Source organism: Pseudoalteromonas sp. 23_GOM-1509m (genome assembly GCF_000518425.1).
Lineage (GTDB): Bacteria > Pseudomonadota > Gammaproteobacteria > Enterobacterales > Alteromonadaceae > Pseudoalteromonas > Pseudoalteromonas tetraodonis.
Genome location: NZ_JADO01000017.1, coordinates 93815 through 111537 on the forward strand (window position 1 = coordinate 93815; position 17723 = coordinate 111537).

Sequence of the window (17723 nt, forward strand, 5' to 3'; positions counted from 1 at the left end):
CAAAATACTGGGCTTTTTAGAGTCAAAACGTTTAGCTAAGCATGCTGTACAGTAACGCACACACGGCTAACGAACCGACCGCCAGTACAAATAAGGTACTTAAACGGTTACGGTATTTTTGTAAGCTAGGTACTTTGTAAACCGCAATCATTGGCATAATGAATAAAATCATCGCAATGATTGGGCCCGATAACTGATCCATCATATCTAGTATGCTTGGGTTTTTAACCGCGCAGAACCAAATAGCAAAAAACATCAGTACCGCACCCACTTTGTCAGCCACTTTAGGGCTCATGCTTGAGTGTTTAGTTACTAATCCGGTAAAGCTTTCGCGCGCCCCTAAAAAGTGACCTAAAAACGACGACATAATAGCAATAAAGGCAACCAAAGGTCCCAGCGTTGCAATGAATGAGTTTTCCGTAATATTAGCTAAGTAAGACAAAACAGAAACGTTTGCCGCTTTGGCTTCTGCCATTTGTTCACCTGTAAGTGATAGCACACATGAGAACACAAATAACAAAACAAATGTGATCAGTAATAAGCTAGTACGTTTTAGAATCGCTTCTGACTTAGACGTTGCTAGTTCACCGTAGTGGCTGCGTTGTTTATTAACAAAGCTTGAAATAGCCGCTGCATGGCTAAACGAAAATACAATAATAGGAATTGATAACCAAAGTGTTTTACTAAAGCTGCCTAGCTCAGGCAAACTTGTATCCGGCATTTGCCAGCTTGGGATTAAATACAGCGATAAAAAGAATAATATACCCACTAACGGATACACTAAAATAGCAAAGGCGCGCAGCATTAAGCGCTCACCGCCCATCATTAAGCCAATCATCAGCGCAACTAAGATACCCGATAACGCAACGCGTGACGGCGACTCCATCCCTAGCTGATTGACCATAAAGCTGTCTACCGTATTGGTTAAACCCACACCGTAAATAAGCAAAATAGGAAAAATTGATAAAAAGTATAACAAGGAGATCAGTCGACCCGCATTTACGCCAAAGTGCTCTTCTACCACATCGGTAAAATCAGCCTCTTTATTTTTTGACGATAATACAAAACGCGCCAAGCCACGGTGGGCTAAAAAGGTCATCGGAAAGGCTAAACACGCCATAATAATCAGCGGCCAAAAACCACCAATACCAATGTTAATCGGTAAAAATAAAATACCTGCACCTACTGCGGTGCCAAAAAGACTAAGTGTCCACTGCGTATCATGCAGATTCCATTTTGATTTAGACGTGTGTGCGTCTTGTGCTGGTGCATTTGAAAGCGTTGCACCTTGAGATGTTGTCATGTGTGTGTATCCATTATTTATCATAATAATTGCGCCGAAGAATATAGTTTTTAGGCACTCATTTCATGTGTTTTTATGTCTTGGATATAAATTTGTTGTAGCGTATTAGTTACTGACTGTCACGAATATGAAACAGTGTTTAAAAGCTGCGCAATTAGTGCAGGAATATGCCGCGAAATGCGTGAATAATCAGCATGATTGGTGTGAAAGGCGGGACATACAATCTGAAAAGTTATTTTCAAGTCAATGTGTACTTGGTATAGATTAACTCAGTGAATGATTGATAAGTGTACTTATGAGAATTGAGAGTACTTGCTCACTTTCTTGGCCAGTTAATTGATAGCTAATAACTCAAAACGGGTTTTATCCTGTAATATTGAAGCCATTAATCGGAACTTCATAAGAGATTTTTTCTAAACTCCGTTATACTTTCTACAATTCAATAAGCCAAATGAAGTAAATAGGCCGCTAATTGCAATGAGCAAAGACATTCTTTTCCATACTATTTTTGTGCACGAAACCAGTAAAACATGGGTAGTATTTGTCCATGGCGCAGGGGGTAGTTCGGCAATCTGGTTTCGTCAGCTTAAAGCTTATAAAAAAGAATATAATGTGTTGTTGCTTGATCTTCGTGGTCACGGTAAATCTAATGATCTATTACAAAACTTTGTAGATAATAATTACTCATTTAATAATGTTTCTAAAGACATTATTGATGTGTTAGATCATAACAATATCACCAGCGCACACTTTGTTGGTATTTCATTGGGCACAATTCTTATTCGAAATATTGCAGAAATCGCCCCGCAATATGTTTCTAGCATGGTGCTAGGTGGAGCGGTTACTCGTTTTAACACTCGTAGTAATACCTTGGTTTATTTAGGCAATACCTTTAAACACTTGTTGCCTTACATGTGGCTGTATCGTTTATTTGCTTTTATTATGATGCCGAAAAAGCGTCATAAAGAGTCTCGACTTTTGTTTGTTCGTGAAGCAAAACGCTTGTGCCAAAAAGAGTTTATAAAATGGTTTAAATTAGCCATGGACGTAAATCCTTTAATGCAGTATTTCAAAGAAAAAGACATTGATATACCCATTCTTTACATTATGGGTAAAGAAGATCATATGTTCCTTGGCCCGGTTAAAGAAATGGTTAAGCGCCATAAAAATAGCGTATTGCAAACCATTCACCATTGCGGCCATGTTTGTAACGTAGAACGCCCAGACTTATTCAATCAACACTCGCTTGCTTTTATCGCCCAACAAAATCGTTAGGGTTACCGCCTTTAAAAATCGTTCGATTAATGGCAAGTTTAAAAAACGTATAACAGCCATTATTAGTAAATAGGAATAGGTCATTCTTTTTGACTTTCGCCCTAAACTAAAACATATCCTAAAGGAATAAAGTCCAACATTTGAAGCAATATTTTAATAAATTAGGTTTTATTGAATTTATAGCTTCACTTTTATATCAAAGCGTCGTGTGATTAGTGAAGCCAAGATAGGCTTTTTTCATAACAAACAAGCGATCCTAATATAATATTTATAATTGGCAATAACTTACACTATTTGCTATTAATAGTGTCCATAAAATAAGGACATTTTGCTTAAATATAGGAAGAACGTCCTCTGGTGAAGTCAAAAGGAATGTTGTGAAATTGAAAATATCAAAAGATCAAATTAGAAATCCATTAGGTATAGTTGCGCTATTTATTTCATTGATATACGGCTTTGCATCTCTTCTTTTAGGAAGCTCAGCAGATAAATTAGAACCACTTGAACGATGGCCTTTAATTTTATTTATTGTTATTTTTCCATTTTCTGTTCTATATGTTTTTTATAAATTGGTTACAGACCACCACGGTAAGTTATATAGCCCCTCAGATTATAATACAGATGATTCATTCCTTAAGACTCTTTCGGTAAAAGAGCTAGAAATTAAATTAGAAGAAGATGTTAATGAAGCTGTTGCTACCCAGTTGAATACTTCTAAAAACGAAGCAAGCGTAGAGCAGCTGAGTCGTGCTGATATTAAAGGGAAAATAAGAAAATCTGAAGAATTTGTAATTCGCGAAATAAAAAATGAATTATCAATAGAGCCAACTATTGGTATTAAAGTTAGCTCTGATCTTTATGTATTCGATGCTGGTTATATAAAACCCAACGATGAGCTTATATTGCTTGAGGTCAAATATTACACTCGACCAACAATTTCTTTTATAGCAGTAGATGAGTTTCTACATCGAGCTAAATTAGCTAAAAGCACTATGACAATAAAAACTAAATTTATAGTTGCCGTAATAACGGAATTTGAATCTGATGAATTTGATATGATTAAAAATGCTTGGAAAAACAGCATTGAAAAAGATGAATTAGATATTGAACTCAGGTTTTATGTAGGTAATCAGATTTGGGCTTAATTGGTTTCTCAAATACTATTCATCTCCAATTGAGTAGGGACTTTTCATTACTTTGAGTTGTTTAAAGCTATCACTTGTTTTGCTGACAACTGATAGCTAACCACTAAAAGCTGCTCTTATTCTTCCACCGCACTCACTAGAAAATACGGATTCAAATATTCATCTTTGGTGTTGTACAAAAGCGGGCTGCCATCAAGTTGAGTGACTTTAGCGCCGGCTATTTCAGCGATGGCGTGGCCTGCGCCGGTATCCCATTCACAAGTTGGGCCTAAGCGCGGGTATATGTCGGCGCTGCCTTCGGCGACTAAACACAGTTTCAGTGAGCTGCCTTTTGACACCATTTCAACCTCATCAAAGCGTTTTACAAATTCAGCTAAATCAGGGGAAGGGTGCGAGCGGCTACCTACAACACGAATAAGGCCTTTGTTAGGCTTGGTGGTCACTTTAAGCTCGATGCGCTCATCGCCTTTATCTTTAAAAGCACCAATGGCTTCGGCGGCTAAATAAGATACACCTAGTGCAGGGGCATCAACCACGGCTAAAACCGGTTTGCCATTTTCGATTAGGGCAATATTAACGGTAAACTCGCCGTTCTTTTTTATAAATTCTTTGGTGCCATCGATTGGGTCAACCAGCCAGTAGCTTTTCCATGTTTGGCGTACATCCCAACCAATATCGGCACTTTCTTCACTAAGCACAGGAATATCGGGGGTGAGCTCTTTTAGTCCTGCGCTAATGATTTTATGAGCTGCTAAGTCGGCGTCGGTTACAGGGCTTTCATCGGCTTTGTACTCAACGTTAAAGTCTTTATTGTAAATACCCATAATCGCGCTTCCCGCTTTGCGGGCGAGAATAAGGGTTTCTTCTAGCAGTTCAGTCTGATTCATTACATGGGCCTATAGTATATGCTGATGTTTTAGATACGTTATCAGCTGAGCTACCGATTGGTCTAGGGTGTTTTTACTGGTATCTAAAATTATTTCAGGATTAACCGGCGGCTGGTAAGTTGAATCAATCCCAGTAAAGTGTTTAATTTCACCGGCGCGCGCCTTTTTATATAAGCCTTTTGGATCGCGGCTTTCGCACACCTCAAGAGGGGTGTCGATAAAAACTTCGATAAATTCACCCTCATCGACTAATTCACGAACCATGTCGCGCTCAGCTTTAAAAGGAGATATAAACGCAGTAAGGACTAACAAACCAGCGTCAACCATTAGCTTGGCGGTTTCGCCTACGCGGCGGATATTTTCAACGCGATCGGCATCGCTAAAGCCTAAATCTTTACATAAACCATGGCGTACATTGTCGCCATCAAGTAGGTACGTGTGCGCGCCTTGCTGATTGAGTGCCGCTTCTAAAGCATTCGCAACGGTGCTTTTACCTGAGCCAGAAAAACCAGTAAACCATATAATAGCGCTCTTATGCTTTTTTTGTTCGCTGCGCTGTACTTTAGTGGTGGCGTAATTATGCCAAACAATATTGTTATCCATTTGCTGTGTCTCTTTATGCTATAAGCGCGGGCATTAAAACGGAAATACCAGCGGGATCAAAGTTAGTACGGTAATTGAATAAATAATAGAAAGGGGTAGCCCCATCATTACATAGTCTTTTAGTCGGTAGTTACCCGCGCTATAAACCATTAAGTTAGTTTGATAACCAAAAGGTGAAATAAAGCTGGCTGAGGCACCAAATGCAACCGCCATAATAAACGGCAAAGGTTCTACGTTAAAGCCAATAGCCAATGAGTAGGCAACCGGAAACGACAGTGCCGCTGCGGCGTTATTAGTGATCAATTCGGTAAATAACACCGTCATTAAAAAGATTGCGATAAACGCGCCATAAGGGCCAAAGTCGCCAAGCACTACAAACATGGCGCCTGATATTTGCCCAGCAAGGCCGGTGCCTATCATTAGCTTAGCTAAACCTATGGCACTGCCTACTACGGCAAGTAACTCAATAGGAAAGCGGCGTTTTATTTCGCTCAGCTTAATCGTGCCACACAGCATCAGCCCAATAAGTAACACTAATAAGCCTTTAACCAGCGGTACTGCACCTAAAATACTTAACCCCAGCACACCTGCAAAACTTAACAATACAATGTTTGATTGTTTTGCACCGAGGTGGGTTTGTAAATCAAGCCCTGAAATATACACAAATTCGCGCTTTAAGTTAGTTAAGTCATAAAAGCTTTTACCAGGGGCGAGGATTAATGAGTCACCCGCTTGTAAGCGCACTTGCCCAAGCCCGCCTTGTAAACGGTCATGACCACGGCGAATAGCAATAACGGCCGCATGAAATTGCTCTCTAAAGCGGGCTTCTTTTACCGTTTTGCCAATTAATTTAGACGACTGACTAACGACAACTTCAACGAGGTGCTCTATGTCTTTTTCGTGTTTGTCATGCACCACTTTTAAGCCGTCAAAGCGAGTGAGCAAAGGTACCGACTTTATATCGCCTACAAACAGCAGTATGTCGTCTTGTTGAATAATATGTTGGGGGGTCACGGCGCAAATGCGATTGCCATCGCGAATAATTTCAGCCAAAAACAAGTCTTTTAAATCGCGTAAACCGTTTTCTTCTACGGTGCAGTTTATTAGTTTAGAGCCGGTTTGTACTTTCCCTTCTAAATAAAAAGGCACCACTTCTTGGCTATTTTTACCGTTGTCGGGCAGGCATTTTAGCATCACTAAAATAGTGATTAAGCCCACACTGAGTGCGCCTAAACCCACTAAGGTAAAATCAAAAAAGCCTAATGGCGCCATCCCCGCATCTACTGCAAAGCCATTTACGATTAAGTTAGTAGAGGTACCGATGAGTGTAATAGTACCGCCTAAAATTGCGGTGTACGACAAGGGTAGCAACAGCTTTGAAGGGGAGTGGTTTGGGTTATCTTTTATGGCGGTAATTAAGGAGGCAACCACCGCGGTATTGTTAGTAAAGGAAGACAAAAACGCTGTAGAAAGCCCAAGCTTGGTCACTGATTTAACTAAACTGCCACTGGATAACGATTTAGCTAAGCGTTGAATAAGCGTGGTTTTTTCTATCGCTATCGACACTAAAATTAATAACACTAAGGTAATTAATGATGGGTTAGTATAATTAACCAGCATGTTTTCTAAGTCAATTAACCCGGTTAGGTAGCTGGTGCCTATGGCACTGACAAATAACCACGCAGGGTTAATACGGGTGCCAAATAGGCACCCGACTAAAAGCAACATAATGCCTGTTAAAATGAGCTGTTCTACCATGCTTTAAATATTCCTAACAGGCGGTTATTAAACGTTATAGCTTTGAAATATCAAGCGCTTGCCAATGTGGAAAGTGCTTGCGTACGAGGGCATTAAACTCAACTTCAAAGTCGCTAAATTTACCCGCATTTTCTTCACTTTGTAGTACCTGTTCTATCATTCCTGCTGCAACCGTTAAGTTTGATAAACGGTCAATAAGAATAAACGAACCAGTTTCATGATTGTGATGGTACTGATCCGCTAAAATAGTCTCGGTGAGCTCCAGTGTCACAATCGCAATTTCGTTTAACTGTAATGAATCTGCGCTGCCATGCTCTAGGGTGTTTACATCAATAGTGTGGTCTATTTTAGTGACCATAGCCGAGGTGTTTTTGCTGCCTAGTTTTAGGTTATAGCTTTTACCTAGTACCAATGGCGATTCGTGCATCCACACAATTTTAGCCTGTAACTGGTTGGTTACTTGAGCTTGCGAATTCGCAGGCACAATAACGTCCCCTCGGCTAATATCTATTTCAGTATTAAGAGTAACCGTGATTGCTTGGCCTGCTTCGGCGGTGTCGAGGTTGCCATCAAAAGTAACAATCTCTTTAATATTGGATGTTTTACCTGAAGGTAGTACTTTTATCTCATCGCCAACGCGTAATTTACCCGAGGTCAGCGTGCCTTGAAAACCACGGAAGTTTAAATTAGGGCGAACCACATACTGCACCGGAAGGCGCGCTTCAAAACCAGTGTCGATCTCAGCTGCCGGAGAGTCTTCTAACAGCTCAAGCAATGGTTTGTCGGTGTAATAAGGAGTGTGTGCAGAGCGAGTTACTACATTATCGCCTTTAAGCGCCGACATAGGCACAAACTTAATGTTTGATACGTTAAGTTGCTCGGCAAATTTTAAATAATCGGCTTTAATTTTTTCATAAACGGTTTCGTCAAAATCAACAATATCCATTTTGTTAACCGCAACCACAAACTGTTTAATGCCTAATGAGTCACAAATAAAGCTATGGCGCTTAGTTTGTACCTGCACACCATAACGTGCATCCACTAAAATAATGGCAACATCACTGGTTGATGCACCCGTTACCATGTTACGGGTGTACTGCTCATGCCCAGGGGTGTCGGCAATAATAAACTTACGCTTAGCGGTTGAGAAATAACGGTACGCTACGTCAATTGTTATGCCTTGCTCACGCTCAGCTTGTAGGCCATCAACTAACAATGCTAAATCAAGTTCTTCACCGGCATTACCTACTTTTTCGTTATCTTTATGAAGTGCAGCTAGCTGATCTTCATAAATTTGGTGACTATCGTGCAGTAGGCGGCCAATTAGGGTTGATTTACCATCATCCACGCTGCCACACGTTAGCATACGTAATAAGCTTTTATCTTGTTGACGTGCTAGGTAAGCGTCTATACCAATTTCTTTTACTTCGTTAAATGTATCGTTATTTAGGTTAGACATTAGAAATACCCCTCACGTTTTTTCTTCTCCATAGAGCCTGCTGAATCATGATCAATCACCCGACCTTCACGTTCAGATGACGACGATAGCAACATTTCTTCAATAATTTCTGTTAGGCTGCTTGCCGTTGATTCAACCGCGCCAGTGAGTGGATAACAGCCTAAGGTTCTAAAGCGAACCGACTTCATTTGTGGTACTTCACCTTCATTAAGCGGCATGCGATCGTCATCTACCATGATTAAGGTACCGTCGCGTTCTACTACAGGGCGCTCTTTAGCAAGGTACAGTGGCACCATTTCGATATTTTCTTGATAAATGTATTGCCAAATATCTAGTTCAGTCCAGTTAGATAATGGGAATACACGAATACTTTCACCTGGATTCACTTGGCTGTTATAGGTATTCCAAAGCTCAGGACGTTGGTTTTTAGGATCCCAGCGATGGTGTTTATCACGAAATGAATACACGCGCTCTTTAGCCCGTGATTTTTCCTCATCACGGCGTGCGCCACCAAATGCTGCATCAAAACCGTACTTGTTGAGCGCTTGCTTTAATCCTTGGGTTTTCATGATATCGGTATGTTTACCCGAACCATGGGTGAATGGGCCTACACCCATTTCGATGCCTTCAGGGTTTTTGTGTACGATTAAATCAAAGCCATACTCTTTGGCTAAACGGTCGCGAAACTCAATCATTTCACGAAACTTCCAGTTGGTGTCTACGTGTAATAACGGAAACGGAATTTTTGCAGGGTAAAATGCTTTACGAGCTAAGTGCAAAAGTACCGATGAGTCTTTACCGATTGAGTAAAGCATAACTGGGTTCTCAAACTCAGCGGCGACTTCGCGCATGATTTTGATACTTTCAGCTTCAAGTTGCTGAAGGTGAGTTAAAGCCATTGTTGGTCGTCCTACTAAAATGATAAAATTAAAATCTGTTAAACTACGCTACGTCTGTCAGCGGCTGAGCAAAGCTACTGATCTGTGCTTTTTCGCCAAACCAGTGTAATTCTTGATGCAGCGAAGCTACTTCACCAATAATCAGTAAAGCGGGTGAAATAATTTGATGCTGCTCAATGAGCTGCGCTAATTGGTCTAACTGTCCTGTGACAACACGTTGATTTTTGCGTGTGCCGTTTTCAATTATGGCCACTGGTGTTGTTGCTGCTCGCCCATGTTTTAATAGCTCGGCTTGAATATGCGGCGATTTAATTACCCCCATATAAATAGCCAGTGTTTGGTTTTTTTGTGCAAGCGACTGCCAATTAAGTTCTTGTCCTTCTTTTTTGCAGTGTCCGGTAACAAACTGAATAGCCTGAGCATGGTCGCGATGCGTTAAAGGAATACCTGCGTAGGCACTACATCCCGCGGCTGCCGTTATACCTGGCACTATTTGGTAATTTACGTTATTGGCTGCCAGTACTTGGACTTCTTCGCCACCACGGCCATAAATAAATGGGTCGCCCCCTTTAATTCGGCATACTTTTTTACCTTGTTGTGCTAAATCAACCAACATCTTATTTGTATCTTCTTGAGCTACGCTGTGATCGCCTAAGCGCTTACCCACACAGATTAAATCGGCATCGCGACGCACTAATTCCATGATCTCATCGGATACCAAGTAATCATATACCACCACATCGGCTTGTTGCATTAGTTGCAGCGCTTTTAGTGTGAGTAGCTCTGGGTCGCCAGGGCCTGCACCGACTACGTATACTTCGCCTTCTGGTTCAACTTTGGCATCCAGCATTTGCTCTAGTTGTTGCTCAGCGCCATGGGTATCACCGGTTTGGACTTTGCTTACTACTGATGAATCAAACACGCCTTCCCAAAATTGGCGACGATCAGCAAAATGTTTAAAGCGTTGCTTTACTTTATGGCGAAAGCCACCGACCAAGTTAGCGAGTGGGCCGATATGCTGCGGAATAAGTGTTTCGAGCTTTTCACGTAAGCGCCTTGCTAAAACCGGCGCGGTACCTGCACTTGAAATCGCAATGGTAATTGGGTTGCGATCAACAATAGAGGGGAAAATAAAGGTACATTTAGGTTGATCATCCACCACGTTCACAAACACATTACGCGCATTGGCGAGTTCAAATACGGTGTTGTTTACTTCATCGTTGTCGGTGGCGGCAATAATCAAAATTTTGCCATCAAGATGCGACTCTTCAAAATAGGCATCTATTAATGTTACTTCATTATTATGCGCATGTTCTTTTAATTCTTCGCAAAACCAAGGGGCAACTAGCGTTACACCGGCACGTGCTTTTAAAAACGCACGGCATTTTCGCAAGGCAACCTCTCCACCGCCAACAACCAATACGGGTTTGTTGTCGAGTTTGGTAAAGATAGGTAAATATTGCACTGAATAACGCCCCTAAAAAATAATAAAGTGTTTAACTGAGAAGCAGAATATAGTGGCTATTGATAAGTAAAAAATAATTAAATCTTAGTTGATATTCTTAAAAGTTATATGAATCATGTTTTTTAGGTCTAAATCGTATTTAGTAAGGGGTAGAGTGACATTTAGTATAAAAAACGCGCTTATAGTGTTTGGTTATGAGCTATAGCAAGTTTAAGCTATGATGCTCTTATATAGTTTAAGGTCACACAATTTCATAGGCATAAAATGACAAACAATACTCAAAACGCCACGCTAGCCGTTAGCTTAATGGACTTAACCAGTTTAAACACTGATGATAGTCAAGCCAGTATTAACGCATTAGTAAACAGTATAAACCCTAAGCTAGGCACGCCTGCTGCGCTTTGTGTGTTTAGTGAATTTGTTGATGACGCTAAAATAGCACTTGCTAATCGCTTATTGAGCCATGTAAAGGTGGCCACCGTAACTAACTTTCCCTCTGGTGATGCACCACTCAATGAAGTACTCAATGAAACCCTGATAGCCATAGAGCGGGGGGCCGATGAAATTGACCTAGTTATTCCTTATAAAGCGCTTTTAAAAGGTGAAGCCGATACCGTGCTGGAATACGTTAGTGAAAGTAAAAAGGTATGTGGCAGCCGTGCTAAGCTCAAAGTGATCATTGAAACTGGCGAGCTAAAAACAGCAGCATTTATTACTCAAGCAACCGAGCTTGCCATTCAAGGCGGAGCTGATTTTGTAAAAACCAGTACAGGAAAAGTAGCAGTAAATGCCACGCTTGAAGCAACTGAAATAATGCTTAAAGCCATCAAAAAATCATCAAAGCGAGTTGGTTTTAAGGCGGCTGGTGGAGTCAAGACCGCAGTAGATGCAAATGCTTATTTGCAACTAGCAACCGAGATTATGGGGCATGATTATTTAGCACCAGAAACATTTAGGTTTGGCGCTTCATCGCTGTTAAATGACGTTTATAAGGTGTTGAATGAAGCGCAGCAGTGATGCCGAAAAACAACAATTAGAGCACGATGCGGCCAAGTTGTTTTTGCGATGTTATGAACAGCAAACGGGAATTCATATGCGCCATATTTGGCACAATGAACCAAATAGACCCGATGTAAGCTGTTATCAAGAAAATCAGAAACTCGATATAGAGGTGGCGCATTTATACGCCAGTGAAACGGAAGCCATGGCCGTGTTAGGCCGGCCACTGTCGATACAAATGCAGCGTGATTTAGCCGACATGGCGCAACAACCAAGCGAACACCGGTTGCAATCAGCGTTGGAGCGCTTATTAAAACAAAAAGCGACTAAGCGTTATTATTCAAAGCGTACGTGGTTGTTAATTCGTAACGCTAGTACTATTTGGCATAAGAGCGACTTTGAAGCGGCAGTCAAAAAAGTATGTTTTCCAAATACCCATCAATTTGAACAAATATGGTTACTGTGTGATTTTTATCGCGGTGAGTTATTACGAGTAGATTAAAAGCGGCTATAGAGTAGCCGCTTTTTTATTGCTTGATTAAAAATCAAAGATGCTGATTAGTTAAACTTAAACATGTTGCCTAAGCTTTCTAGCCCTGACTGTTGAGTTTTTGCTAAACATTTTGAGTCATCTAAAGATTTCTTTGTTGTTTCATCGGCAAGGCCTGTTACTTTCAAGCTCTTTTCTTGTTGATATTCGCGTAGTGCTAATACAGTTTGACGGTCATATCTTACGTCTTCAGTCTCAAATTCTTCATAATCAGGTTGGTTTTTTAAATAGCCTAAGCAAACCAAGTTCATACGAGACATAGCCAAATCCATTTTTTCATAATGTGGCATTCTATGATTCGGCACATCAACAGCGACAGCAGCAGGTGCTGCTTTTTTACTAGTTACTTTTGGCGGCGGTGGCGCTGTATAGCCTGCTGCAAGCGTGTTGTTTTGGTTATAACGATAGTAGGTATCTGGAATTTTAGTTTCTAAAAATTCAACGGCTTTAATTATTACTTCTCGTAGTGCCTTTTCTTTTGGAGTGTCTGACCAACCACTAAGGCTTCCTCCAACGAGTGCACCACCAAAGTTAGTCGCTGCGCTGGTAAAATCAAAATCTTTGCTGTCACCCTCAACGCTAGTAGCGGCCAGAATACGTGAAGTGCGTGTATCAATTAAGCGTAGGTCAATAGCCATATGCGATCCAGAAAAGCCAGCTGAAACAGAACTAAACACATCACCAATAAAGCCGCCTGAACCAACACTTGCCCCTGAACTGTCATCATCAAATTCAGTAACCGCTGCAACGACGACAATCTCAGCGCCTTCAATTTCGCCATATGCTGCACCCGATTGTGCACTCACTCTGCCTGATACAGCTAAATCTTGCTCTGAAAGCACAGCATCTAGTGCTTGGCGCTCTAATACAATAAAGCGATTAGTACCAACAAGTGCGGTGGTAAGTTGATCTGCCATACCTTCACCAATTTCTTTTCGCCACCATCTAGAGTTATTCGACTTATCAGTGAAACGTGCCACGGCGATACGTGCTTTAGGGCCATTGTATTGCTGTTTGCTTACTTCATTAATGTCAGGCGAGTTTTGATTTGAAGTAACGTTTGTTGAGGTGCTTTGGCATGCGCTTAAGCTGGTTATTAATGCTGTGGCAAGTAGCGTTTTTTGTATGGATGAGAGCATAGGATTTTCCTTAATTTATGTGCTTAATTACATTTGTAGTTATTTTTTTAGCAATGGCTAATTAAGGTTAATTTAAATAAATCAGTAGCTTAAAAATAGTACTCAGGCGAAAGCTTTGAGTACAGATGCGAAGCTAATTACTTTTGCATGTTTGTGCTTCTCTATATTGTTTAGGTGTCACTGTATATTTGGCTTTAAAGCAACGAGCAAAGTAACTTTGAGAACTAAAGCCGGTGTTATCTGCAACTAAACCTATGGTTAAGTCGCTATCAGCTAATAATTTTGCTGCATATTCTAGACGGGTATTGCGAATGTAATCGCTGGGTGTAATGTCAAAAAGTGCTTTCATTTTTAATTGCAGTGCGCGAGGGCTCAAACACATTGCGCTGGCAAACTCTTCGACGCTAAACAGTTCATTTTGATAATTGTCGCGCAAGATTGTTTTTAAGCGTTCTGTAAATGTGTAATCTTTATTCTGCTCTATTTGCGCATCTAAGGTCACAGCATGTACTTGAGCTGATAACTGTTTAACTAAGTGTTTATTTAACGCATCACGAATACCTAATAAGCCATGAATCCGACTCTTTAATAATGATGCTTCAAAGGGTTTACACAGGTAGTCATCGGCCAGTAAATCAAGCCCTTTTATACGGCTATTACTGTCTGCTTTGGCAGAGAGTAATAAAACAGGAATATGGTTTATCGAAATATCTGAGCGAATGGCACTGAGAAGTTGATATCCATCCATCGTAGGCATCATTACGTCACTGAGCACTATATCGGGCATTTGAGTTTGGCACAGCACTAGCCCTTCTTCTCCATTATTAGCGGTGAGGCAGGTGTAGTTATCACTAAATAATGAAACCAGTAACTCACGCATTTCCTCGTTATCTTCAACAATGAGTAGTTTTTTGTTGTTTTCTACCAGCATAGTTTGAGAGGACGCTAGTTGTTTATCCGTTAATAAGTTATCTGATTCACACAATGGCAACGTGACTGTAAAACAACTTCCTTTGTTTATTTTACTGGCTAATGAAATTTGCCCGTCGTATTGCTCTACAAGCTGCTTAACCAGAGCGAGACCTATACCACTGCCTGTTTGGTTGTGTGTTGCAATACGAGTAAAGCGTTCAAAAATAAGCGCTTGCTGGTGCTCTTCAATACCAATACCAGTATCAGATACCGTTATAACAACATTATTGTTTGTGTTAGAAAGCGTTAGATTAACGGTTCCATCTGATGGGGTGTATTTAAGTGCATTGGTCAATAAATTATCAATAATAGATAAAGTATGTTTAGTTTCTAAATTTATGTAACTAGGCTGTTGTGTCGTGTCTTTAAAGGAAAAATTAATATTTTTTTGGGCAAACAAAATAGCAAAGTCGTCTACTATTTGCGCTACAAAAGGGCTTAAAGAATAAGCGGATACATACTCTGTAGCCGAACTTGGACGCTGACTTAACTGTAATAACTCATTGATTAAATTAAGCAGACGGTTCCCGTTGCGCTTAATTATAGAAACTTGTTGTTGTGCTTGAGCACCAAGTTGTTGCTGTTGTAAGTTTTCTACTGGCGCTAAAATTAAGCTCAATGGCGTTTTAAGTTCATGACTAATGTTATCTAAAAATTGGGTCTTTAGTTGATTGAGCTTTCTTTCTTGTTGAATGAGTTGCTCTGCGGTTTTAGCTCGATAGCGTGACGCTAAAATTAACCATGTAATAATCAAAACTATTATAAAATAAGCCACATAGGCTAATTGCGTTTGCCACCAAGGAGGCGTTACTGTCAGCTTTAGCATAGTGTGAACTTTGCTCCATTGCCCGTATTGATCTTTTACTTTTAATTGTAATTGATAGTTACCTGCACTTAGCTGTGAATAGTTAACTTGTCGTTGGCTTGCATCGGTATAGATAAATTGCTTATCTAAACCATTTAGCTTGTAAGCATACTGGTATTGATTAGCCGATGAAGCGTTATTAATGGCGGCATATTTAAAGCCAATGACCCCTTGGCTGGTTGGAAAAGAGAGTTTTTTAGTATGGTTTATTAGTTTTGCGGGCTGTTTTTTATCTGTTAAGTAGTTTTTTGTTTCACTTGCTTGGTTGTAAATTAATAGCTCAGTTAATACTGGGGTTGGGGCTGAAGTACTCAGTTGCAGTTTACTAGGGTAAAACTGATTAAAGCCATTGATTCCGCCAAAAAATAGCTCGCCATCAGGTGCTTGAAAAGCGGCACCTAAAATAAACGAATTATGCTGCACGCCGTCACGAGGTAAAAAATGCTGCATAGCTTGATTCGTGGGATTATAGCGAGTGAGCCCTTGGTTACTGCTTAGCCATAAGTAGCCTTTACTATCATCTTTAATGGCAAAAATATTATCGTTTAGTAATCCATCATGTTCGGTAATGTAAGAGATTTTTTGTGTTTTTTTATCAAGGCGGTTTAAACCACCAAAGGTACCCACCCATAAAGTATCGTTATTTTGCAGGTGCAAAGAGGTGACCATATTATGGCTTAAACCCGTTTGCGATGCCTGATTGGCGGGGTAATGAGTAAATGATTCATCTTCCATGCTTAGATAATCTAAACCTGCACGCGTCCCGACCCATAATCCGTTCGCATTGTGATCAAAAAGCAGAGTAAACACGGTATTGTTAGCAAGACTATTAGTCGAGTCGTCGTGCTTGTAATGTTGAACCTCTAAGGTGTCGGGATTAAAGCGTGTTAAACCTTGATTGCTACCTAGCCATAAATTTCCTTTAGGATCGCTCGTTATCGCATAAACACGATCGCTGCTAAGCTGATGGCTTTGCATTGTATAGGTAATAAAATTATCTTCAGTTGGTTTATATTGCAGTAATCCGCCGCCATAAGTGCCAATCCAAAGTCGCTGCTTGTTATCTTCATGCAGGCTAAAGACATTATTATTGGTTAGGCCGCTTTGTAATTTTGAGTTAACTTTATAGTGCTTAAAACCTGTGTCGGTTTGTTTGTTTAAACCGTCACGAGTACCAACCCATAATTGGCCTTGTGTATCTTTGAGTAGAGCGCGAACAAAATTATGACTAATGGTATTGTCATCATCGCTCAAGTGCTGTTGATGCGAAAATTGATTTTGCTTTTTATCATAACGTTGTAACCCATAGCCATCTGTACCAATCCAAATGATACCGAACCGATCTTGATAAAGTGACAATAGGTAATCATTAGCAAGCCCATTTAGTTGCTGCTTATTGTGCGGTATGTGCTGAAAATTATTTTTAGATGTACTTTGCTCTGTTTTGTAAAATAAACCTTTACCATAACTTGTTAGCCACAAGGTATCGGTGTCGTCAACTAAGATATCGGTGATCCATACACCTGCAAACTGAGCAAACTCTAGAAAAGCCTCTGTTTTAGGGTTAAATAGGCTAAGCCCTTGTTTGCTTGCTACTAATAGCTGCCCTTGTGCATTTAATTGCAGCCGCCATAAATTTTTATGACTTCCCGCAATGTGATTAAAGGTTTTATGCTTTGGGTTAAACTTAATTAATCCTTCGTTGGTTGCTAACCAGATATTCTGTTGTGTATCTATAACACTATCTTGTATGACTGTATTAGCTTGCTCGGGGCTATTATAGCTAAACGACTCTACTTCATTCTTGACTATATTTAGACGCGTTAACTTTCCATGCTCATGACCTAACCAAATATTATTTAGGCTATCTGAAGCTAATGACCAAATGCGGTTATCAGTAATAGCCAACTCAGTGTGCGTATTAAAAACCTTAAATTGGCCGGTTTGAGTATCAAGTAAATTTAAACCATTACTGGCGGTAGAAAACCAAATAGCATGTTGATCGGCAGCCAGACAATCGGTGACCCAGTTTCCTGAAATGCTAGCCTCAGTAGGGTGAGACTTAAAGCGTTTAAACTCATAACCATCAAAGCGATTAAGACCGCCTTGTGTCGAAAACCAGTGAAACCCTTGCTTGTCAGTGATACTGCAAGTAATCGAATTTTGCGATAACCCCTGTTCACTAGAATATGTATCTAAGTGAATAGGGCGCGCGACGAGTGCACTGTGAAATAAGCATAAAACGCTTAGAATCACGATTTTGTAAAGTGTATGAAGTAAATGCACCCGCTTCCTTGTGCTATTAATATTCCTAAAAGTGAAACAATCATAAACTGCTTTTTTATTAATGTTAAGTTTGATTTTGAGTGTGGCCAATGAGATTTTAAGTTATGGGTATCTTTTT

At 40.3% G+C, this 17723-nt stretch carries 13 protein-coding genes; 4 read left to right on the plus strand and 9 right to left on the minus strand.

All coding sequences use genetic code 11. The features are described from left to right. Positions 1-31 precede the first annotated feature (31 nt). Positions 32-1303: an aromatic amino acid transport family protein gene (locus N523_RS0108220; protein WP_028835945.1), complete on the minus strand. Its 1272-nt coding sequence runs from the start codon at positions 1301-1303 to the stop codon at positions 32-34. 477 nt (positions 1304-1780) lie between these two features. Between N523_RS0108220 and N523_RS0108225 the strand changes: the two genes are divergently transcribed. Together N523_RS0108225 and N523_RS0108230 are read left to right on the plus strand one after the other, a co-directional pair. After that, positions 1781-2578, plus strand: a complete 798-nt coding sequence (locus tag N523_RS0108225; RefSeq protein ID WP_008468816.1) for an alpha/beta fold hydrolase — start codon at positions 1781-1783, stop codon at positions 2576-2578. 377 nt (positions 2579-2955) lie between these two features. After that, positions 2956-3723 carry a hypothetical protein gene (locus tag N523_RS0108230; protein WP_028835946.1) on the plus strand — a complete coding sequence of 256 codons (768 nt, stop codon included), beginning with the start codon at positions 2956-2958 and terminating at the stop codon, positions 3721-3723. Positions 3724-3839: 116 nt separating this feature from the next. Here the strand turns inward: N523_RS0108230 and cysQ are convergent, their stop codons facing one another. The 6 genes from cysQ to cysG are packed head-to-tail and all read right to left on the minus strand — an operon-like array spanning position 3840 to position 10794. Continuing rightward, a complete protein-coding gene (gene cysQ / locus N523_RS0108235; protein WP_028835947.1) occupies positions 3840-4610 on the minus strand; it encodes a 3'(2'),5'-bisphosphate nucleotidase CysQ in 771 nt (256 codons plus the stop codon). 9 nt (positions 4611-4619) lie between these two features. After that, entirely contained in the window at positions 4620-5213 is a 594-nt protein-coding gene (gene cysC, locus N523_RS0108240; RefSeq protein ID WP_013463834.1) for an adenylyl-sulfate kinase, read from the minus strand. A 33-nt stretch (positions 5214-5246) separates the two neighbouring features. Continuing rightward, a complete protein-coding gene (locus N523_RS0108245) occupies positions 5247-6971 on the minus strand; it encodes an SLC13 family permease (RefSeq protein WP_028835948.1) in 1725 nt (574 codons plus the stop codon). Positions 6972-7005: 34 nt separating this feature from the next. Then, entirely contained in the window at positions 7006-8430 is a 1425-nt protein-coding gene (gene cysN / locus N523_RS0108250; protein WP_028835949.1) for a sulfate adenylyltransferase subunit CysN, read from the minus strand. Beyond that, entirely contained in the window at positions 8430-9329 is a 900-nt protein-coding gene (gene cysD / locus N523_RS0108255; RefSeq protein ID WP_013463837.1) for a sulfate adenylyltransferase subunit CysD, read from the minus strand. The genes cysN and cysD overlap by 1 nt, the downstream gene beginning before the upstream one ends. 43 nt (positions 9330-9372) lie before the next feature. Continuing rightward, a complete protein-coding gene (gene cysG, locus N523_RS0108260; protein WP_028835950.1) occupies positions 9373-10794 on the minus strand; it encodes a siroheme synthase CysG in 1422 nt (473 codons plus the stop codon). A 264-nt stretch (positions 10795-11058) separates the two neighbouring features. Here cysG and deoC point away from each other — a divergent pair, with 264 nt between their 5' ends. Together deoC and N523_RS0108270 are read left to right on the plus strand one after the other, a co-directional pair. Further along, positions 11059-11811: a deoxyribose-phosphate aldolase gene (deoC, locus tag N523_RS0108265; RefSeq protein WP_028835951.1), complete on the plus strand. Its 753-nt coding sequence runs from the start codon at positions 11059-11061 to the stop codon at positions 11809-11811. Then, positions 11795-12295 (plus strand): hypothetical protein, encoded by a 501-nt coding sequence (locus tag N523_RS0108270; protein ID WP_028835952.1) that lies wholly within the window; start codon positions 11795-11797, stop codon positions 12293-12295. Before deoC ends, N523_RS0108270 begins: the two co-directional genes overlap by 17 nt. A 56-nt stretch (positions 12296-12351) precedes the next feature. Here the strand turns inward: N523_RS0108270 and N523_RS0108275 are convergent, their stop codons facing one another. Both N523_RS0108275 and N523_RS0108280 read right to left on the minus strand, forming a co-directional pair. Further along, the gene (locus tag N523_RS0108275) at positions 12352-13482 is read right to left on the minus strand and encodes a CsgG/HfaB family protein (protein ID WP_028835953.1); all 1131 of its coding nucleotides are present in this window, start codon (positions 13480-13482) and stop codon (positions 12352-12354) included. Between the two features lie 133 nt (positions 13483-13615). Then, on the minus strand, positions 13616-17605 hold the full coding sequence (locus tag N523_RS0108280; protein WP_028835954.1) for a hybrid sensor histidine kinase/response regulator transcription factor: 3990 nt from the start codon (positions 17603-17605) through the stop codon (positions 13616-13618). Positions 17606-17723 lie beyond the last annotated feature (118 nt).